Below are 22,829 nucleotides of genomic sequence, written 5' to 3'. Positions count from 1 at the left end.
CTCACAGGCTTGCCAGTGGGTTTGAACCAGGGGCGCCAACTGGCTTGCCTGTAGAACACGCCTGCGGTCGGGCCGGGCACATGTCCTTCGGTCTCACGCGCCTCCGCGACGAGATGACGGTTCAAGGTCTCCAACAGGCCGTTGTTGCGCCCAGCTTAGAAATGGCGTCGCTTCGTCGGGACCTGCGAGAAATCGTTCGGAAGCGCCCGTGTATCGGTCGCCGCTGTGCTCATATCTGCAACGGGCGAATTCAGTCCAGACCATGGTGATCTACGTGCCCGCTCGCAAACGAACAGAATCTCTGCCCCCTGTTTCACCCACGGCACAGCCGCTGAAATGTTGAAGTTCGGTGCCAAACATTGACAGAATGGAAGATTCGTTTCTAACTGAGTCAGGATAGATCGTAGTAATCCCGCGATTTTTATACAGTTCAGTTATTGGCCGACCGCACGACCCAAAGGTGTGACATGGGCAGGCATTTACGGGCGCGTCCCCGCAGGCAACCAGAACCGCGCACCGTCCGCGAAATAATGCTGATGGAACTGGAGCAGCGGATCGCATTCGACGCCGCAGCGGGCGCGGCTGTGGACGAAATCCGCGACGCATCGCCGGCGGATCTCGCGACCCCGCCAGAGCCCGGCAGCGAGAACCTGCACCAGGAAGAGGCCCTGATCGACGCGCTTGCGGATCTGTCGGCCGATCTCTTGCGGGAAGGCACTGGGCGGCAAATCGTCATTGTCGATGGTGCGGTCCCGGATGCCGACCAGATAGCGTCGCAGATCGAAGGCGCGGACGAAGTCATCGTCCTCGACCAGGGTTCGGACGGTGTCGAACAGATCGCAGCGGCGCTGGACGGGCAGACGGGGATTGATGCGCTTCACATCGTGTCCCATGGCGACGCGGGAAGGCTGTGGCTCGGCTCGGCTCAGCTGACGGCGGATAGCATGGACGGCGAGTACGCTGACGATCTGGCGCGCGTCGCGGCGGCGTTGTCGGACAGCGCGGATATCCTGATCTACGGGTGCGACTTCGGTGCGGGTGCCGAAGGTGCGCGGGCGATGACCACCCTCGCCGGACTGACGGGTGCCGATATCGCGGCCTCGGTTGATGATACCGGCGCGACCGATCTGGGTGGCGACTGGGATCTCGAAAGAGAAACCGGTGAGATCGAGGCTGCCGCGCTGACGATGCCGGACTACGCGCATCTGCTGGCGGTTCCGGTCGTCGATCTGAACTCGGAACAGGCCCCGGTTGAGATGATCGACAACGGCGCGTTCGACGGGGGCATCGCGGGATGGACCGCCACGGGGACTGCGGGCGTATGGCAGGATATAGGCGAGTCGTACGGCGGCATATATCGGTTCATGAACGACAATGCGGTGGGCACGCTGACCCAGACCGGGTTGTCCGGCTGGGACAACGGGTTTGCATCGTCCGGCGCGGCACAGTTGACCCTTCAGGCGTCATTCAACAACGGCGCCATCCCGCTTATCAGGTCAGGGGTGCTGATCTCGATCGGAGGCGTGGATTATGCCTATCTCCGCACGCCGATCACCAGTGATCCACTGCAAGACGGCCAGCCGGTCGGGGGAGTCTTCTACCTTAACGGCGCCTCCGGAAACACGGATACCTTCAGCGGGTTCGGATTCACCGATATCGTGATCGACCTGCCGGAGACCGTGAATTCGACGGGTGATCTTCAGTTCAATTTCGTCGGAACGGGCTCGGCCGACAACATCAATATCGACAGTGTCAGCGCACTCACTGCGACAGATGAGGTCGCCGGATCGGGGCGCGATCACGCAACAACCTACCTGACCAGCGGCCCCGCGGTCAGTATCGCAGCTACCGATAATTCGGTCGCCCATACGCCGGGGATCGATCTGCAATCGGCGTCGATCGTCCTGACAAATGCCGAGGCCGGAGACGTGCTGACGGTCGGCACCTTACCGGCCGGGATCACGGCAAGCATCAATACCAGCGTTGCCGGGGAAATCACCGTTACCCTGTCGGGCGCGGCGTCGGGTAGCGACTATGCAGCGGCGATCCGGGCGGTATCGTTCCAGAACACGGAGTTGCGCCCGGCCCTGGGTGACCGGGTGATCGAGGTCAGCGTCAGTGACGGCTCGGTCACATCCTCGTCCGCGACGGCGACGGTCGCAGTCGTGGGCGATGTTGACAATGACGGCGTGGCCGATGCCGATGACATCGACGACGACAATGACGGGATCGTCGACGTCAACGAGTATGCTGATTACGAACCGGCAGACTATATCGGCCCGGATTACTGGGGTGCGCCGACGCTGACCGGTGCCACGACAGTTGGCAGCCCGGACCTGTCCTTGTTGACGGATGGCGATACATCCAATGCCCAGTGGCTTTTGATCGACCCGGAGGGCGCGAACGCGGATTATCCCGACTTCACGCTGAGTGTGCCCCTGTCGCCGGTGCAGGCGGTCGGGGGGCTTGCGGTCGACACCTTCGTCATCGCAAATGATCGGTCACTGACGGATGGTACGGGCGAAGGCGACGGATTACGGAACGCCACCGTGGTTCTGTATGACACGGCCGGCAATGAATTGGGTCGGGAACTTCTGACGAATCTGCGGACCGATCACTACGAGGACACGCTCCCGGACTACTATGCCCTCAGCCAGACCTATTTCGGTGTCGGGTCATTCGATGTCATCGGGCAAACCAGCTACACCTACGGTCCCCAGAGCGACAACCGGACACAGCTCAGAGAGGTCGGGCTGGCCCTGCGCGCGCCGGTTACGGGACCGCAGGATTCCGATGGTGACGGGTTGTTCGACCACGTTGATATCGACAGCGACAATGACGGGATCACCGACAATGTCGAGGCGCAGACGACCGCGGGCTATATCGCGCCGCTGGGGATCGACACGAACGGCGACGGGCTGGACGACGCCTATGGTCCGGAGCAACTGATTACCAACGGGACGTTCGATGGCGGTTCGCTGGCGGGCTGGACGGTCACCGGTCAGGTTACCGGTCTCGGCAATCGGATGACGTTCAACGATTCCAACTCGACGGATTTCGGAGACGCCCGCCAGACGATTTCCACGATACCGGGTCAGGCTTATGAACTGACCTTCGATATCGGACGAGCAGGCAGAGGCGGCGGCACCGTCGCCCTCGATATTCAGGCCCTCGACGGCACGGCGGTTCTGGCGAATGAGATCGTCAGCAAGACCAGCAGCAGCGGCACGACGAGCCACACGATCACTTTCGTCGCGAGCGGTGAGCAGACCACGATCCTGTTCGACGACATATCGACTGCGACGCAGAGTATCGACATCACCGCTGACAATATCTCCGTGATGGAGGTGGACGAGACACCCGGCCTGACGCCGGTCGATACCGATGGCGACGGGACGGCGGACTATCTGGACGACGACAGCGACGAGGACGGTACACCGGATATCGTCGAGCGCGGCGACGGCCAGGCGACATCCATCACGGACACGACGGATACCGATCTCGACGGGTTGCTCGACATTTTCGAGGGTGCCGATGCCGCGGACGGGTTCGATCCGAATGACGAGAACCTGACCGGCAACGAGTTCAACCTGCGCGACAGCGACAACGACGTGGTGGCGGATGGCAGCAACGCGGTGCCGCTAGCGACTGATTTCGACTATCGCGACAATCCCAGATTTGTCGATACCGATGGCGATGGCGTTATCGACGACGATGATATCGACGACGACAATGACGGTATCCTCGATGTCGAGGAAGGGTTCGACACCTCCGTAATCGTGCCCATAGACACGACGAATATCGGCACCGGGACCCCTGTCCCGACACTCGATTACAACGGGCGCCCGCTGAACATCACATCGTCGACCAGCGGCGACGTCGCGACCCACGAGGATGTCGGCGAAATCGAAATGCGTGTGCCGGATACGGTGTCAACGGCGGAACTCGACCTGACGTTCGACATCCCGGCGGATCTCGTCATCTCCTCGAAGTCGGACCTGACCCCGGTCTGGTTCGAGAGCCATGATTTCTTCACGATCACCAGCCCCGGTGCCCAGATCATCGTGGAGGATCCCAACGGATCACTGTCGATCGCGTCGGGCATTTATGACGGGTCGGTGACCTTCAACCCGACCACGACCGGCAACACGGTCGATCCCGACTGGTCCATTCGCGTTGTGGCGGCGACCGGGGTGAACATCGCCTTTTCGGTGGATGATCCCGCCTTTGCCGGCACGGCCTTCACGATATCCATCGGGGCGGTTTACGCGGATACCGACGGCGACGGGAGACTGGATCATCTTGACCTCGACAGCGACAATGACGGGATCACCGATAATGTCGAGGCGCAGACCACGGCGGGCTACATCGCGCCGTCGGGCGTGGATTCCGATGGCGACGGGCTGGATGACGCCTATGATGCCGATACGGGCGATGTAACGCCGGGCGCCAGCGTCGGGCTGACGCCGGTGGATACCGATGGCGACGGGACGGCGGATTACCTCGACGACGACAGCGACGACGATGGCACCGCCGATATTGCCGAGCGGGGCGACGGTGCACCCACATCCATCACGGACACGACCGATACCGACGGCGACGGCCTGCTGGACATCTTCGAAGGTGCCGACGCCGGTGACGGGTTCGTGGCCCAGGACGAGAACATTGACGCAAGCGGCATCTACAACCTGGCTGACAGCGATGACGACACCGCCGCCGATGGCAGCGACGCCGCGCCGCCGACCTTTGATCTGGACTATCGTGACAGTGTCTCGCTGCCGCCGGTCGTGGATCTCAATTCCGATGCGGTGGCGGGTATCGACTACCAGGCCTCCTATACCGAAGGCGATGCGGCGGTATCGATTGCCGATCCGGCAAACCTGGTGATCGATGATGACAGTGCTGAAATGGTTGCGGCCAACATCGTTCTGACCAATGCCCTCGCCGGGGACGAGCTGGTGGTGGGAACACTGCCGGCGGAGATTTCGGCGGCACTCGATACATCGGTGGCAGGTCAGATTACCGTGACGCTGACGGGCGAGGCCAGCAAGGCGGACTATGCTGCCGCGATCCGCGCAATCGGGTTCAGGAATACCGATGACGACCCGGTGGAGGGCGACCGGACCGTCGAGGTAACGGTCAATGACGGCGTCTTCGACTCCGGGGTGGCAACGACGACGATCACCGTCACTGCCGAGAACGATCCGCCGGTTGCGGGCGATGATGCGGTCACCACCGCCGAAGACACATCGGTCACCATCGACGTCCTGGGCAATGACATCGATCCTGAAGACGATCCGCTGACGATCACGGCGGTCGATGGCCAGCCGATCGCGCCGGGCGGGTTCGTGACGGTAGAGGGCGGCACCGTCACGTTGAACGCGAACGGCACGCTGACCTACGCACCAGATGCGGATTTCAACGGCAGCCCGAGCTTCGGCTACACGGTCGACGATGGCAACGGCGGCACTGATCAGGCGACGGTCAGCGTTACGGTGACGCCGGTGCCGGACGATCCGACCAACACGGTGCCGGGTGCGCAGACCACGGTAGAGGACCTGGCGCTGAGCTTCGGCGCGGCGAATGGCAACGCGGTCTCGGTGGCCGATGGCGACGGTGGCACGCTGACGGTGACGCTGAGCGTGACCAACGGCACTCTCAGCTTGTCGGGGGCGGCGGGGCTGAGTTTCTCGACCGGTGATGGCAGTGGCGACGCGACGATGACGTTCTCGGGGACGGCGGCGGATATCAACGCGGCGCTGGAGGGGGCGTTCTACGACCCGCTTGCCGATTATAACGGGCCGGCGCAGATGACCATCACGACCGACGACGGTTCGGCGACCGATACCGATACGGTGGCGATCACGGTCACGCCGGCGGCCGATATTGCCGACGACAACGCAACCACGGACGAGAACGCACCCGTGGAGATTACTGTTCTTGCCAACGATACCTTCGAGAACACGGGCCGGGCGATCACGGCGGTGGACGGCACGGCGATCACGGCGGGCGGTGCGCCCGTGTCGGTGGAAAATGGCGAGGTCACACTGACCACCGACGGCAATCTGGTCTACACGCCGGATCTGAACTTCAACGGGGCCGCGAGTTTCACATACACCGTGACCTCGAACGGGGTGACGGAGACGGCGGCCGTCGATGTCTCGGTTGCCTCGATCAACGCGCCACCGGTGAACACGCTGCCCGCCGTTTTCACCACGCTTGAAGATACCGCGCTGACCCTGACCGGTCTGTCGGTGGCTGACAATGATGCGGGATCGGGCGACGTGTCGATCACGCTGTCGGTGGATGCGGGCACGCTCGTCGGGACGGCGGGCGGTGGCGTGGTCGTAACCGGGTCGGGGACGGCCAGCCTGGTGCTGACCGGCACGGTCGCGGAACTGAACGCCTGGCTGGGTGGGGCATCGGCCCCCATCTATACACCGGTCGCAGACAGCATTACCGCCGCGACCCTGACCATGGTGTCGAATGACAACGGTCAGACGGGCGGACCGGCGCTGACGGATACCGATACCGCGACGATCACGATCACGCCGGTGAACGATCCGCCCGAAGGCACCGACAAGACCGTGACGATCGCCGAGGACGCCAGCTATACTTTCACGGCTGCGGATTTCGGGTTCACCGATCCCCACGACAGTCCTGCCCACACGCTGCAGACGGTGATTGTCACCACCCTGCCGGGCAATGGCAGGCTGACGCTGGGCGGCACAGCGGTGACCGCCGGGCAGGCGATCGGCGCGGCCAGCATCGGTCAGCTGGAATGGGCCCCGGACGAGGGGACGAGCGGCACGGGCCTTGCCTTCTTCACCTTCCAACTGCGCGACAATGGCGGCACGGCGAATGGTGGCCAGAACACCGACGCCACGCCGAACACCTTCACCTTCAATGTCGACGCGGTGAATGATCCGCCGGTGAACACGCTGCCCGCAACCTTTGGCACCGACGAAGACACCGCGATGGCGCTGACCGGGCTGTCGATCGCCGATCCCGATGCGGACGGCGGTGAGATGACGATCACGCTCAGCGTCTCGTCGGGCACGCTCGCTGCGACGGCGGGCGCGGGTGTCGCCGTCAGCGGCTCGGGCGGGGCGGTGATCACGCTTACCGGCACGCTTGACGACCTGAACACCTATCTGTCCTCGGGTGCCGCGCCGGTCTTCACACCGGGAGCGGACTTCAGCGGCACCGTGACGCTGACGATGGTTACGGATGACCAGGGCAATACCGGCGCGGGCGGGGCGCTGACGGATACCGACACGGCCGATATCGTCGTGGCCCCCGTCAACGACCCGCCGGCTGCCGCCGACGACGTGATCACGACACCGGAAGACACCGCGTTCAACGGCGACCTTCCCGCAGCGACGGATGCCGACGGCGACACGCTGACCTATGCGGCAGGCGCGACCGCGCCTGCGAACGGCGCAGTCACGATCAACGCCGATGGCAGCTACACCTACACGCCTGATCCCGATTTCAACGGCTCCGACAGCTTCACCTACACGGTGACAGATGGTATCGCGACGGTCGAGTATACTGTCGATGTGACGGTCACAGCCGAGAACGACCCGCCCGAGGCGACCGAAGACTCGGTGACCACGCCCGAGGACACGCCGGTCAGTTTCGATCCGCGTGACAACGATATCGATGCCGAAGGAGATCCGCTGACGATTACCGAGATCGACGGCAATCCAATCGCACCGGGCGGTTCCATCCCCGTCGAAGGGGGCATGGTAACGATGGAACCCGATGGGTCGCTGTCCTTTACCCCCGACGATGGCTTCAACGGCGATCCCAGCTTCACCTACACCGTCGATGACGGCAATGGCGGCACCGATATCGGCACGGTGAATCTTTCCGTGATCCCGGTCAACGACACTCCCGAAAGTTCGGTGATCCCCGATCGGCAGTCGAACGATGCCGACAGCGTGACGCTGGACCTGTCCGGCAATTTCAGCGACCCCGATGGCGATACGCTGAGCTTCTCGGCCACCGGCCTGCCACCGGGGTTGATCATCGACCCGGCGACCGGGATCGTCAGCGGCACGATCGACAGCGACGCCAGCACCGGCGGACCCTACGGAGTGACGGTGATCGCGACCGATCCGGGCGGGCTGACCGCCAGCCGGTCCTTCACCTGGGACGTCGCGAACCCCGCGCCCGAAGCCTTCGATGACGACCTGTCCACGACCGAGAACACGTCGCTGACGGGATCGGTTCTCGATGACAACGGTAGCGGCGCAGACAGTGACCCCGATGGTGACATGGTTACCGTCAGCCGCGTGGCGGGGGCGGCTGCCAATGTCGGGGCCGCTGTCGCGGGCAGCGATGGCGGCAGCTTCACCATTGCCTCGGACGGGTCGCTGAGCTTCGATCCGGGCACAGATTTTGACGATCTGGCGACAGGCGAGATCCGCCAGACCACGGTGAGCTACACGATCACCGATGGCGAAGGTGGCACCGACACGGCAACGGTCGTGATCACTGTCACCGGGGTCAATGACGGGCCTCAGGCGACCGGCGATACCGTCACCACCGACGAGGATACGCCCGTCACCTTCGACCCGCGCGGCAACGACACCGATCCCGACGGCGATCCACTGACCATTACAGAGGTGGACGGACAACCCATCGTGCCGGGCGGCTCTGTTCCGGTCGACGGCGGCATCGTCACGATGGAAACCGATGGCAGCCTGACCTACGCGCCCGACCCTGACAGCAGTGGCAGCCCCAGCTTCACCTACACCATCGATGACGGCAATGGCGGCACCGATACCGGTACGGTGAACGTGACGGTCAACGCGGTCAACGATACGCCCGTCGCCAGGGATGACAGCTTCACCACGAACGAGGACACGCCCGCGATCATCGATGTGCTGATCAATGACAGCGACGTCGATGGCGACGAGTTGGACGTGTTCGAGATCGACGGCGCGCCTGTGACGGTCGGCAGCACCGTGGCGGTCACCGGCGGCACGGTCGCGCTTCAGGCCGACGGCACCGTGCTGTTCACGCCGGATGACGATTTCAACGGCGCGACCAGTTTCACCTATCGCGTCATGGATGGCGCGGGCGGCACCGCAATGGCCATCGTCACCGGCACCGTGACGCCAACCAACGACCCGCCGGTCGCCGCCGATGATGCGGTCTCGACCGGCGAGGACGAAACCTTCGCCGGACAGTTGCCCGCCGCGACCGATACCGATGGCGACGACGTGACCTACAGCGCCGGAGGCACGCCGCCCGATCATGGCGCGCTTACGATCGATCCGGACGGCAGCTATACCTATGACCCCGATCCGGATTTCAACGGGACCGACAGCTTCACCTACATCATCGAGGACGGCAACGGCGGCAGCAACGAATACACCGTTACCGTCAATGTGGCCGCCGATAACGACGCGCCCATTGTCGATCCCAACGAAATCGACGACATGGTCCGCGCCGACGGCGATACCGTCAGTATCGACCTTGCCCCCTTCTTCTCGGACCCGGATGGCGACGCGTTGAACTACGTGATCGAAGGCCTGCCCGCCGGGCTGACCTATAATCCCGCGACCGGCGTCATCACCGGCACCATAGACCGGGGGGCCAGCCAGAACGGACCGAACTCTGATGGCATCTATCCGATCACCGTCACCGCATGGGACCGCGCGGGTGGAACCGGGCTGTCGACGACCGCGACTTTCGATCTGACGGTCACGAATCCCGCGCCTACCGCCGCGAATGATGCAGCCACCACCGACGAGGACACCGAAGTCAACATCGAGGTGCTGGTCAACGACACCGATCCCGATGGCGATCCGCTGACCGTGACCGGGGCGATGGCCGGCAACGGAAGCGTTGTGATCGAGAACGATGGTACGCTGACCTATACCCCGGATGCCGACTTCAACGGCACCGATACGATCACCTACACGATCGATGATGGCAATGGCGGTATCTCGACCGCGCAGGTGACGGTAACGGTGAACGCGGTCAACGACACGCCGGTCATCAACGAGCCGCTTCCCGACGAGACCGATAATGACGGCCAGGACAAGACCGGCCCCGAGGCGATCGACTTGTCCGTGTATTTCTCGGACGTCGACGGCGATGATCTGACATTCAACGCCACGGGCCTGCCGTCGGGCCTGACCATCGACCCCGATACCGGCATCGTCAGCGGTACTGTCGTGAATGATGCAAGCCAGGGCGGTCCAGGCAACGACGGGGTCTATACGGTCCAGGTCACCGCCGATGACGGCAATGGCGAGACCGTCTCCGACACCTTCACCTGGGTCATTTCCAACCTGCCGCCATCCGCCATTAACGACACGCTACCGGGCACTGGCGAGGTTTCCGAGGACAGCGGTCAGACGGATGTCGATGCCGTGGACGGGCTTCTGGCCAATGACAGCGATCCTGACGGTGACGCGATCAGCGTCACCGCAGTCAATGGTGCGTCGATACCCGGTGGTGGCAGCGTCCTCGCGAGCGGTTCGCATGGCGGGCACTTCATCGTATACGAGGACGGGCGCTACAGCTTCACCCCCAACGAGGAATTCGAGGATCTTCAGGCCGGCGAGAGCCGTGCGACCACGATCACCTACACGATATCGGATGACGATGGGCACACGGACACGGCGACGCTGACGGTGATCGTGACCGGCATCAACGATGCGCCCACCGTCGATGCCGACGGCCTTCCCGACGTGACCAAGGCCGACAGCCAGTCGCTTGACGTCGATCAACTCGACATCGCGGAGTATTTCCACGATGTCGAGGGGGATACGCTGAACTTCTCGGCCAGCGGGCTTCCCGCCGGGCTGTCGATGAATTCCGCGACGGGCGCGATCACCGGCACCATCGCCAGCGACGCCAGCCAGGGCGGTCCGGGGGGCGACGGAATCTACACCGTCACCGTCACCGCCGACGATGGCAATGGCGGCGCGGTGGAGGGCGAATTCACCTTCATCGTCACCAATCCGGCACCCACGGCGGCCAACGATGCGATAGCCACGCCCGAGGATACGGCCGTTGATATCGACGTGCTGAGCAACGACATCGATCCGGATGGCGACGTGCTGAGTGTGGACGGCGATCAACCTCCCGAGGCTGGCAACGGCACTGTCACCATCAATCCCAACCAAACGCTGAACTATGTGCCGGACGAGAACTTCATCGGGATCGATACCATCGTCTACCGGGTGACGGATGGCGAGGGCGGGTTCAGCACCGCCACTGTAACCGTCACGGTGACCGGCGTGAACGATGTGCCGACGCTCGATCTGGATGCGGACGGGACCGGGCTCGGCTATGCCGACACGTTCACTGAAGGCGGCGATCCTGTCGCGGTCGCCGATATCGATGCCGTGGTTTTCGATGTCGAAGACGAAATCATCAGCCTCGACATATCACTGGCGGGTTTCGCCGATACCGGGGCGGAGATCATTCACCTCGGGTCCGGCGCGACGCTGACGGTCGGCACCGCGAGCAGCGGCACGGTGACCTTCGGCGAAACGACATTCGCCTATGATTACGATCCGGCGACGGGGCTGAGCTTTGCCAATGCGGCCAGTGCGACGACGCCGATGCCGCAGGTCGATATCAACGAGTTACTGCGCGCGATCAGCTATGAAAACACGACCGATGATCCCACGGCGGGTGACCGCACGCTGAGCTTCACCGCCACTGATCTGCAGGGCGCGGTATCCGCCGATGCGGTGTCGACGATCACCGTCGTGCCGGTGAATGACCCGCCGATTGCCGCCAACGACGCCGAGACCACGGACGAGGACAGCGCTATCGCGAACGACGTGCTGCCCAATGACAGCGATCTCGAAGGCGATGTACTGATCGTTACGGCGGTGAACGGCGCGGCGGGGGCGGTGGGCGCGGGCGTTGCCGGGTCGACGGGTGGCCAGTTCACCGTGAATGGTGACGGAACCTTCATCTTCGATCCGCTGGGCGACTTCCAGTATCTGGGCGCGGGCGAGAGCGAGACGACCAGCGTATCCTATACCGTCTCGGACGGACAGGGCGGCACCGACACCGCGATCATCACCATCACCGTGACCGGGCTGAACGATCCGCCCGCCGCCGCCGATGACGCGATCGTCATCGACGAGGATACACCGTTCAACGGCCAGTTGCCCGCGGCGAGCGATCCCGACGGCGATACGGTCACCTACGATCTGGGCGGCGCGCCCGCGAACGGTACGGTTTTGATCAATTCCGACGGCAGCTATGTCTACACGCCGGATGCGGATTTCAACGGCACCGACAGTTTCACCTATACCGTCTCCGATGGGACCGAGGCGGTGACCTACACGATCGATGTCACGGTCGGTGCAGTTAACGATCCCCCGGTTGCGACCAATGACACCGCCGCCACCGACGAGGATACGCCCCTCACCTTCGATCCGCTGGGCAACGACAGCGATGTGGATGGCGATCCGCTGACCATCACCGAGATCGACGGACAGCCCATCGCGCCGGGTGGTTTCATGCCGGTCGAGGGCGGTAGCGTCACGCTCAATGGTGACGGAACCGTGACATTTATCCCGAATCCCGATTTCAACGGCGATCCAAGTTTCACCTACACCATTGATGACGGGGCGGGCGGCACGGATACCGCAACGGTCGATCTGACGGTGACATCGGTCAACGATCCGCCCGTTGCCGTGGACGATGCGGTCACGACCGGCGAAAACAGCGCGATCAGTGGCAATGTGATCCTCGATGGGCCCGGGCGGGACGGCGATCCGGACGGAGACATCCTGACCGTGTCCGCAGTCGACGGAAACGGCGGTCAGGTCGGCACCGTGATCGCGGGCGACAATGGCGGCAGTTTTGCCATTAGCGCCAATGGCGCCTTCAGTTTCGATCCGGGCACCGCTTTCGATGATCTGGGCGTGGGCGAGGCCCGCGTCACCTCGGTTACCTACACGGTCTCGGACGGCAATGGCGGGACCGACACGGCGATATTGACCGTCACCGTGACGGGTGCCAATGACACGCCCGAGGCACCGGGCCTGCCGCCGCGTACCGATACGGATGCGTCGAGCATCGCCTATCCGGCGGGCGATGCCTTCAGCGATCCGGAGAACGACCCGCTGAGCTTCGCCGCCACCGATCTGCCCCCGGGTCTGTCGATCAACGCCGCAACGGGCGAGATCACAGGCACGATCGAGAATGACGCCTCCGGACCAACCGGGCGCACGGACTATGCCGTCACCATCACCGTGGATGACGGCAACGGCGGCGTGATCGAGCGCGACTTCACATGGACCGTGATCAACCCCGAACCCACGGCCGCGAACAATGCCTTCACCACGGCCGAGGACGTGGCCCTGTCGGGCGATCTGTCGGGCGACTACAATGATCCCGATGGCGACGATCTGGCCGCCTCGGTTGTCGCAGGCCCGGCCCATGGTGATCTGGTGTTCAACGCCGATGGCACGTTCACCTACACGCCGGATGCCGATTACCACGGCAATGACAGCTTCACCTACCAGGTCGATGACGGCAATGGCGGCATCGCCACCGCCACGGTCAACCTGACGATCACCCCGGTCAACGACGCCCCTGACGGGACCGATCGGACGGTGACCATCGACGAGGATACCAGCTACGCCTTCGCCATCGGCGATTTCGGATTCACCGATGTCGATCCCGAGGATGCACTGACCTCGGTCACCATCACCTCGCTGCCCGCGAACGGCACCCTCAGCCTGCTGGGCGTGCCGATTGCCGCAGGGCAGACGATCGCGGCGGGCGATATCGCGGAGCTGCTCTACACGCCCGCTCCGGATGCAAACGGCGTGGCGCTGTCGTCCTTCACCTTTGCGGTCAGCGACGATACCGATACCGATCCGGTGCCGAACACCTTTACCATCGACGTGCGCCCCGTGAACGATCCGCCGGTCAACGCTCTGCCGACCAGCTTCACCGCCACCGAGGATATGCCATTGCGGCTGACGGGCCTGTCTGTGACCGACGCGGATGCGGCAGGTCAGGCGATCCGCGTGACGCTTTCGGTAGATTGGGGCCAGCTTTCGGCAACGGGCGGCGGCGGTGTGAGCGTCAGCGGTTCAGGCTCCGGCAGCCTCGTGCTGAACGGATCGCTCGCAAACATCAATGCCTGGCTGGCCGGATCCTCGGCACCAGTCTACCATCCGGTCGCCGATTCGAATAATCCGGTCGTGCTGACGATGACCACCAACGACCGCGGCAATACCGGCGCGGGCGGGGCACTGACCGACACGGATACCGCCGTAATCGTGGTCACCCCGGTCAATGACGTCCCCGAAGTTCCCGATGCCACTGTCACCACCCCAGAGGATACGCCGGTAAACGGCGCGATCGAGGTTGACGACCCAGACAATGATACGCCGACCTTCACCATCGCTGATCCGCCCGGGAACGGCACCGTCGTGTTGAACCCCGACGGCACCTATACCTACACGCCCGCCCCGGATTTTCATGGTGAAGATAGCTTCGATGTCGAGGTCGATGACGGCAACGGCGGCACGATGACGGTCACGGTCACCGTCGATGTTACCCCGGTCAACGACGAACCCATCGGTCGCGATACCGAGATCTCCACTGACGAAGACACACCGGTCAGCGGCCAGTTGCCGCCTGCAACCGATGCCGATGGGGATCAAATTTCCTATGGTGGCCCTGCCATACGACCAGAACACGGGACCGTTACCATCAATCCGGACGGTAGCTATACATATGTGCCAGACCCGGACTACAATGGCCCCGACAGCTTCACTTACACGGTGACCGATGGCACCGTTACCGTGACCTATACGGTCGACATCGACGTGAACCCGGTCAACGACCCGCCCGTTCCCGACGGCGGCGATGGCACGATCACGGTGACCACGCACGAAGAGACCCCGCACGAGGGCCAGCTGCCGCCCTTCACCGATCCCGATGGCGACCCGCTAACCTATGGCGGGCCTGCCGCCCCGCCGGAAAACGGCACCGTCACGATCAATGCCGATGGCAGTTTCACCTACACGCCCGACCCGGATTTCACCGGCACCGACGACTTCACCTACACGGTGACCGATGGCACCGTCACCTTGACCTATACCGTCACCGTCGTCGTCGAACCTCTCGACGATACCCACCGAGAAGTCCTGACCGACTATTACCGCGACGGTCCCTACGACGCCGGCCCACCTGTCCCGGGATATGTGCCCTTGCAGGTCGATGGCGCCGTGCTGAACACGGTCAACAACGTTACCGGAACGAGCGGAGCGGCCCTGATCATCGACGCTGTCAACGAGGCCGTCAGCCTCAACGGCACCTGGACCTCGGATACTGACGGAATCGTGTTGTGGGCTGTGCGCCGCTCCGAGGCTTGGCAGGGCTACGGACAGCCCGAAGACGTTGTCGGCGGCATGGATTTCAAACTCGGCGGATTCGATCGGGTCTCGGCCAGCGAAGGGGCCGCCGCGCGGCTGGTGACCGTAGATACTGTCATGGAGAACAATTTCATTTACGTGCTGGTGCGTGCATCCGGCAGCGAAGGCTTGCTTGAGCATAGCGTGACATTGAGCGATGGCCGTGCCTTGCCCGGCTGGCTTGGCGTCTCGGGCGGCGGCATGCTGGTTGGTCACCCCCCGGCCGGTGCCGGTGTGCTGGACATATCCGTTCATGTCCTCAGCGACGACGGCACTGTCACAGAAAACTTCCGCATCGATCTGCCGACCGGATCCGTAAGCGAGATCACCGACGTCGACGAGGCCGCCGCAGGCGGATGGTCTGCGCGCTTTTCCGCGCAACTCGATACCGAACTCAATCGATCCTCCAACGCCTCGATCGAGCTCGCAAACGCTCTGATGCATTGGGATGAAGCCATGCGCTGAGCCCTGATGACGACGCGTCGCGTTTCTCGCCGCCCAGCCAGTCGAAATGGAAGACGACATTGATCGTGAACGCGTAGGCTCAAGCATCCCAGATGTCGGATTCCCGAGGCGCTTCCGGAATTTCCATCAACTGCCTAGTGGGAAGATTCGGTTCACCCCCACAAGCACGGGGACCCCAAATTCGACTGTTCGGGGGTCAATCTGCATTACCGCAAGAGTTCTTGGGCCGCGGGCAAGAAGAAGCTGCCGATCAGACAGGGGAAGCCGTTTCTCTATGGGTTGCTGATAATTCGAACAAGGAAGGCTTCCAAGCCGTCGCGCCCCTCCGAAAGGTCCACCAAGACTGAGCGCCAGCGCCGGCATCAAAAGCCGGCACACGCATGGCACCAGAATATCCGCCGCGCCGGTCTGCATAAAATAATGCAGGGCGCTGTACTTGCCGCCCTGGATCAGGATTGCCACTATCCTGTGTTAAGTCGAAGTTTGCAACGAGGAGCGGCGATCATGATGGAAACTTGGCTACCGCTTCTGTGTGGGCTTATCTTGCTTGTGGCAGGAGGGGAACTGCTGGTGCGCGGAGCCGTGCAGGCGGCAGAGCGTATCGGGATCTCGCCGCTGGTGATCGGCTTGACCCTTGTCGGCTTCGGGACCTCGATGCCCGAGCTCGTGACCTCGGTCCAGGCCGGGCTGAACGGTTCCCCGGGGATTGCCTTCGGCAACGTTGTGGGATCCAACATCGCGAACATCCTTCTGATTGCTGGTGTCGCTGCACTGATCTGTCCGGTTGTCGTCGCGCGCTCGGCACTTCGTCGGGATGCCATGGTGATGCTCGCGGTCGCCGCTGGTTTCGCAGGTTTGACCTGGGTGATACCGATGGGCCGGATTGCGGGCGCGGCGCTCGTCGCACTTCTGGTCGGGTATATATGGTTCGTGATCCGGCAGGAGAAGTCGGCTGCGGATGGCGGGGCCCTTCACGACAAAAGCCTCGCCCTGGCAGAGGCCGACCCGGGAATTGCGCCGCCACATGCGGGTCGGCGCCTTCTGGTTCCCTTGCTCATTGCCCTTGTCGGGCTGGTTCTTGTCGTGGTGGGCGGCTTCTTCCTCGTCAGCGGTGCCGTGGCGCTGGCACGTGGCTTCGGGGTCTCGGAGACTGTCATCGGCCTGACGATCGTGGCTGTCGGGACCTCCATGCCGGAACTCGTGACCTCGATCATTGCCGCGCTGAAAAGACAGGGGGATGTTGCGTTCGGCAACGTCGTGGGGTCCAACATCTATAATATCCTCGGGATAGGCGGGACGACTGCCCTGATCGCTCCCTCGCGTGTCCCGCAGGAGATTGTTGTGTTCGACGCGCCAGTGATGGTGGCTGTTTCGGCGCTTCTCGTGCTCTTCGCGGCGACAGGTCTGCGTATCGCGCGACGTGAGGGGGCAATCCTTGTCACCGGATATGCAGCCTACATCTGGATCCTCTGGCCTTGATATGGACTTTCCATGGAAAACTCTGACCCGTTTACCCTGAATAGCAGCACCGGGATTTACACCGACTGGATCATCGCTGTGGTCGTGGACCCGATAATGAGGCTTCTGATCCTGCTGTGGCCATAGGCGCCCATCACCAGAAGGTCGAACCCCTCTTCAGATACCAGCTTGTTCAGGGCGTCTTCGGGCTCACCTGTCGCGATGCGCGAAGATGCCGTGTCTTGGTCGCATCGAGCTTCGCAACCGCTTCATCAGCAACTTTCTGGGTATGAGTCGTGTCTTGCGCCACACTCGGCACGCCGACATCAAGATCAGAAAAAACGGGGCTGGTCGACATACGCTCGATAACGAGGTTGTGCGTGTAGACCACGGTGACGACGGTTGCGATCATCACGATAGAGGACGAACGTGGATGCACTTTAAGCGCCTTGATCGAGGGGCAGACCCTTCTACGACGCTCAGCCCGAACAGGCGCACGAACGAGGCGAGCCTGAGAAGTTTTTCGGACCACTCTCCAAGAAATCGCCGGATATGAAGCAGGAGAAACTCGCCCGCTTTGCGCGCACACGACACCTGCGCGCGTCTCCTGGAGGAACGGTTCGGCACACGGTGGGTTGTTCGGGCTGGCGCTGGCACTCGACTACGTGCATGTGCCGCCTGGCGGATGTCGGCAAGAAATTCTCCAGAGGTCTGAACCCTATTGTCTGCGGTCTCAAGCACGCGACCCCGGGTTACATGCATAGATATCGCTATCGGCTGGCGTCGCGTCGGCAGCCCCGAGGGCTTTTTCCTTCAGCTTGCGGAATTTCTTCGACATTTGCTCCAGCTTGGCCTCCCATTCCGAATTGGGTGTCTGGCCTTCGATCGTCTTGAAATAGACCTGCATCATGCAGGCGATGGCGAAGGGTTCCAGCAGCGCGGCCTTGACGCTCCATGCGAACAGCAAGGCAAAAATGACGCTGCCAGCAGCCCAAGTGCCCGGCATCATGTAGACGACAAGCGCCGCCGGGGCGAGCATGACCAGGAACACCAGGAAGCCGAGCCCGTAGACGATGATCGCCAGCCATGCGGCGTTTTTCAGCATCACTTTGTAATTCTGCCCATAAAGCACCAGCGCCTCCTTGGCCGACATCCATGCGTTGGTGGAGTTGGTACGGATCGCATAGGCAAGGATCACCTCGTCCACGAAGCCGACCGCGACGCGCAGAAAGGCCGACAGGATGCGCGTAAGCTGCTGCACGCCCGGTATCGGCAGAATGGTCAGAATGCCCCGCACCAGACCGGTAATCGCCTTGATGACTCCCTTGATCAACTGATCGATCGCGAACAGTACGCTGGCCTGAGGGAAGCGCTCCTTGACTACGGTCGTGGCATGCGCGACCTGGCCGCGCCCTTCCGGCATCGGTTTCCCGTCGATCAGTTGGATCAGAACCGCGATATGACCGGCCTTGACGATGTAGAGGATGTATTCGCGTGCCCAATACATGACCGCGCCGAAGATGCCGAACCCTACAAAACCTCCCCACATCGTGGTGCTGGCCCGGACTCCCTCATCACCAAATCCGCCGATGCCATACCCCACCCCGGCGCCGGCGCCGGTGACAAGGATGTATCCGAGCGTAATCCCGAAATAGACGGCCATGCGCAGGAGAATGAAGGGGGATGTGCGCACCATCATTCCCAATGCGCCGCCAAGGCTGAAATCCCACATATCAATTTTTTCCTTTTTTTAAATCTCAGTTGGTTTCGGGACAGGATGCGCGTTGCCCGTTCGCCCAAGGCCATGACGGATCACCAGTTGTATATGTCGTTTAATCTCTTGGTCCGATAATCAGACGCGCCGCATCCCGTCGGAAGGCCGAAGCCGAAATTGCTTGGACCGAAAGCGGAGTTGGGAAACTGAGGCATTATTTACTCCGATTACAAGATTACTTCGCCAATCTCGGACTTTGGGCCGGAAGATCGCATAACGAGACCAACGACGCCCCGTTCGTTCAGAGGGGGTGCTGCAATTAGTTGCAAGATAAAGAGTTTGCGCAAAGGTCCGGGTACTGGTGAAGTGGAACGAAAACAACTGGAGCGAGAAATGCGGACACGAACAGGTGCTGCGGCAGGCGCGCTGATGCTGATGGGCGCGGCCGCACAGGCCGGGATGGACAAGGTCATTTTGCAGGTGACGGGCGAGATCACTGGTAGCGCGGTGGAACTGGACCGTCAGACACTGGACGCATTACCGCAGGTCACACTGGAGACATCTACAGTCGTCACCGACGGCACGCACAGTTTCACCGGATTCCTGGTGCGCGATCTTCTCGAGCGGTTGGACGCAAAGGGCGAGTTGGTCATCGCCACCGCGCTGAACGATTATGTCGTGGAGATCCCGATGGCGGATTTCTACGATTTCGAGGTCATCGTGGCTTACGGAATGGATGGCGAGCCTCTGCCCCGCAATGACAAGGGACCGCTCTGGATCGTCTATCCGCGGGATGACTACGAGGTGTTGCAGGACATCCGTTATGATTACCGCTGGGTCTGGCAGCTTTCCCATCTCGAGGTGCAATGATCCGGTTTCGCAATCTGGCCTTTGGTTTGCTTCTGCCGCTGGTGGCTGTCGTCGTCTTCGCAGTGCTGCTGGCGTTCTCGCTGGTCCGCATGATCGAGATCGAGAACGCCATGCGGGTCGAGGCGGAAGAAAACATGCTCTGGGTCTTGCACCAGAGCGAGGTCGCCGCGCGTCGTCTCGCGGAAACGGCGGCGCTCATCGATCTGGGTGAAGCCGATACAGACGATCTGGCCCTGCGTTTCGATATCCTGAAGGGGCGGGTCGCGATGCTGAATGACGGGCCGCAGCGCCGCTTCGTCGAAGAGATTGGATATGATGACGAGCTCGAACAAATCGCCGCGTCCCTGAACGCCGTGGCGCCGATCATTGCCGGGTTTTCGCCGGGCGACGGCGTACGCCTGCGCGCGGCGCTGGAGCCCGTGCCCCGTCTTTTCGGACGCGCGGCCAACAAGGCGATGATCGCGGATTGGAACGATCTGGGTGGCCGGCTGGAAACTCATCGCGCACAATTGCGCCAGATCACTGTCTTCCTGGTCGGAATCATGGTGGCAGGTGGGATTCTTGCAGCAATTCTGGGCGGCGCGCTTCGCCAGTCGCGCCAACGCAACATGATGCTGCGGCGTTCTCAGGATTTTTCAACACTGCTCATTTCATCCAGCGGCGAGGGCATTCTGGCGGTGGACCGTGTCGGCCTTTGCACGCTGTGGAACAAGGCGATGGTGGGTCTGATTGGGAAGTCGGCGGAACAGGTAGTAGGCCGCCCGTTGATTGAGATTGCCGGCTTCTTCGATCTTGCGCCATTGCGAACTGGCGTAGCGCGCGCACTTGATGGAGATACTTGGCAACTTGCTCTGCAGCCACTGTTTGGTGAGAAAGATGCAGAACCGCGATACGTGGATCTGAGATTTTTCCCGATGCGCAATGAGGGTGAAGTGATTGGTGCGATCCTGTTCCTGCATGATGCGACGGACCGTCATGCCGCACAGCAACGGGAAGCCGAGGACCGGGACCGCCTTGAGGACCTGGTGGCTGAGCGTACCCGCGACTTGGACGATGCCCTGCGGCGCGAACGATCGGCCGCCGATCTCTACCGAAATTTCGCAGCGATGGTGTCGCACCAGTTCCGCACGCCGCTTGCCGTGGCGGACTCGGCTCTGCAACGGTTGATCCGGCGGGGGGCCCGCGCGGAACCGGGCGAGATCGTGGAACGCGCCGACCGCGCCCGCAACGCCATCGCCGGATTGACACGGCTGGTCGACAGCACGTTGGATGCCGCGCGGCTGGATGCGGGTCAGCTTGGCGCGCAGCGGGTGCGATGCGCGCTGGAAGAGATCGTTCGGACGGTTTGCACTCGTCGACGCGAAGCCGCACCAGAGCGAGCGATCCATGTTAGGCGAGCATCACAAGATAGCGATGTCGTTTTCTGCGATCCGGCTCATGTCGAGCAGATACTGGAAAACCTGTTGTCGAATGCGCACAAATATGCGCCTCCGGAAACGCCGGTTTCGATATACTTGCATGACGATGTGCAGAACGTGTTCTGCGATGTTCACAACACGGGCAATCCGATTCCCGAAGCAGAACGGGAACGGATATTCGACCGTAATTACCGTGGTACAAACAGCATGGGAACTGCAGGCACCGGGATCGGCTTGTTCATGGCGCGTACGCTGGCGCGGATGCAGGGCGGTGAGGTTATCCTGCAGCCGGGCAGGGAAGGTGTGACCTTTCGCATGATTCTGCCGCGATTCGACGCGGTTCCGGCATGACACGCACGACCGGCCCCGCCCTGATCTTCGTTATCGAAGATGAAGATGCCCTGCGCCGGGACATCGTCGAGGAGTTGCAGGAATCGGGTTACCGCACCATGGAGGCCGCCAATGGCGATGCGGCGCTGGACCTGCTTGTGCGTGCCACTCCCGATCTGTTTCTATGCGATATCTCGATGCCCGGTCTGGATGGCTACGGTGTACTCCGGTCGTTGCGCCGGCAGCGTCCTGAATTGGCCGCTATTCCCTTTGTCTTTCTCACCGCCTTGTCCGAGCCGAAGGCGATCGTCGAGGGAAAGATGCTTGGGGCCGACGACTATCTGGTCAAGCCCGTCGATTACGACCTGATGCTGGCCACGGTCGAGGCCCGCCTGCGTCAGGTCGAGCGCATCCGCAAACACCATAATGACGAGTTGACGGCCCTGCAGGACGCTCTTGCCGGACTGTCTGAGCGAGGGGTCGAAAAGGCGTTGGACCTTGTCGCGGTGGGAGTCGTGCTTCTGGATGGGGCGGGGCGGGTGCTCCATGTCAACAGTGCCGCCCATGAAATGGCTGCGTCGGACGACTGTATCCGTATCCAGAGTAAGGGGGGGTCGAAGCATTGGATCCGATATCGGGCCCCACATTTCGAAACTTCATCTCCGAGACGCTCGAGGCGGCAAGGGCCGGCGAAGAAAAAGTGGCCGGCATCTCGCTGCATCGTTCGATGGACGCCGGCACGGTATCGGCGCTGGCCTGCGCGCTGCCAACACGAAAGTCAGATCAGTCATGTGCGCCGGCCCTGGCATTGTTCCTCTCTACCCCGGAACGTCGCGGTCCTGCGCCGCAAACGCTGCTGATGGAACTGTTCGGATTGACCCCGGCCGAGGCACGTGTTGCGGGGGCTCTGGCAAACGGCGCCCGCACGGTCGATGTCGCGAAGGATCTTGGCGTGTCGCAGACCACCATTGCGTTCCATATGCGCAACCTGTTTCAGAAAACCGGCACGAATCGACAGGCCGATCTGGTTGCGCTGATCCTTGCGGGAGCGATGATGATAAGATCGGACTAACCCGGCAACATGCTATCCCCTTTGCGCAGCGCAGAGCCCGCCGGAGAAAGCTCCAGTTACATGGGTAAAACACGATCTCC

General features: G+C 62.3%; 9 protein-coding genes. 6 read left to right on the top strand and 3 right to left on the bottom strand.

The window, feature by feature from the left end; genetic code table 11:
- Positions 1 to 536 precede the first annotated feature (536 nt).
- The gene (locus FPZ52_RS15770; protein ID WP_168201392.1) at positions 537 to 15,887 is read left to right on the top strand and encodes an Ig-like domain-containing protein; all 15,351 of its coding nucleotides are present in this window, start codon (positions 537 to 539) and stop codon (positions 15,885 to 15,887) included.
- Between the two features lie 504 nt (positions 15,888 to 16,391).
- Positions 16,392 to 17,366, top strand: a complete 975-nt coding sequence (locus FPZ52_RS15765; protein WP_146366575.1) for a calcium/sodium antiporter — start codon at positions 16,392 to 16,394, stop codon at positions 17,364 to 17,366.
- 56 nt (positions 17,367 to 17,422) lie between these two features.
- On the opposite strand, the gene FPZ52_RS15760 is transcribed toward FPZ52_RS15765, so the two are convergent.
- The 3 genes from FPZ52_RS15760 to FPZ52_RS15750 all read right to left on the bottom strand — a co-directional run bounded on the left by FPZ52_RS15760 (position 17,423) and on the right by FPZ52_RS15750 (position 19,077).
- Positions 17,423 to 17,533 carry a universal stress protein gene (locus FPZ52_RS15760; RefSeq protein ID WP_420851733.1) on the bottom strand — a complete coding sequence of 37 codons (111 nt, stop codon included), beginning with the start codon at positions 17,531 to 17,533 and terminating at the stop codon, positions 17,423 to 17,425.
- 5 nt (positions 17,534 to 17,538) lie between these two features.
- The gene (locus FPZ52_RS15755) at positions 17,539 to 17,784 is read right to left on the bottom strand and encodes a hypothetical protein (protein ID WP_168201381.1); all 246 of its coding nucleotides are present in this window, start codon (positions 17,782 to 17,784) and stop codon (positions 17,539 to 17,541) included.
- Between the two features lie 294 nt (positions 17,785 to 18,078).
- Positions 18,079 to 19,077, bottom strand: coding sequence for a hypothetical protein (locus FPZ52_RS15750; RefSeq protein WP_146366573.1), 999 nt, complete (start codon positions 19,075 to 19,077; stop codon positions 18,079 to 18,081).
- A gap of 411 nt (positions 19,078 to 19,488) precedes the next feature.
- On the opposite strand from FPZ52_RS15750, the gene FPZ52_RS15745 reads away from it, so the two are divergent.
- Genes FPZ52_RS15745 through FPZ52_RS19000 form a run of 4 tightly spaced genes read left to right on the top strand, consistent with a single transcriptional unit; the run spans position 19,489 to position 22,749 of the window.
- Positions 19,489 to 19,929, top strand: coding sequence for a putative pterin-binding protein (locus FPZ52_RS15745; RefSeq protein WP_420851732.1), 441 nt, complete (start codon positions 19,489 to 19,491; stop codon positions 19,927 to 19,929).
- Positions 19,926 to 21,698, top strand: coding sequence for a sensor histidine kinase (locus FPZ52_RS15740; protein ID WP_146366571.1), 1,773 nt, complete (start codon positions 19,926 to 19,928; stop codon positions 21,696 to 21,698). Before FPZ52_RS15745 ends, FPZ52_RS15740 begins: the two co-directional genes overlap by 4 nt.
- On the top strand, positions 21,695 to 22,537 hold the full coding sequence (locus FPZ52_RS15735; RefSeq protein WP_146366570.1) for a response regulator: 843 nt from the start codon (positions 21,695 to 21,697) through the stop codon (positions 22,535 to 22,537). The genes FPZ52_RS15740 and FPZ52_RS15735 overlap by 4 nt, the downstream gene beginning before the upstream one ends.
- Positions 22,537 to 22,749, top strand: a complete 213-nt coding sequence (locus tag FPZ52_RS19000) for a helix-turn-helix transcriptional regulator (protein WP_168201391.1) — start codon at positions 22,537 to 22,539, stop codon at positions 22,747 to 22,749. The genes FPZ52_RS15735 and FPZ52_RS19000 overlap by 1 nt, the downstream gene beginning before the upstream one ends.
- The last annotated feature ends 80 nt before the right edge of the window (positions 22,750 to 22,829 follow it).

The sequence above is a fragment of the Qingshengfaniella alkalisoli genome (genome assembly GCF_007855645.1).
GTDB classification, from domain to species: domain Bacteria; phylum Pseudomonadota; class Alphaproteobacteria; order Rhodobacterales; family Rhodobacteraceae; genus Qingshengfaniella; species Qingshengfaniella alkalisoli.
The sequence above is the reverse complement of the archived record's forward strand: the minus strand, read 5'-3'. Positions and strand labels throughout refer to the sequence as shown.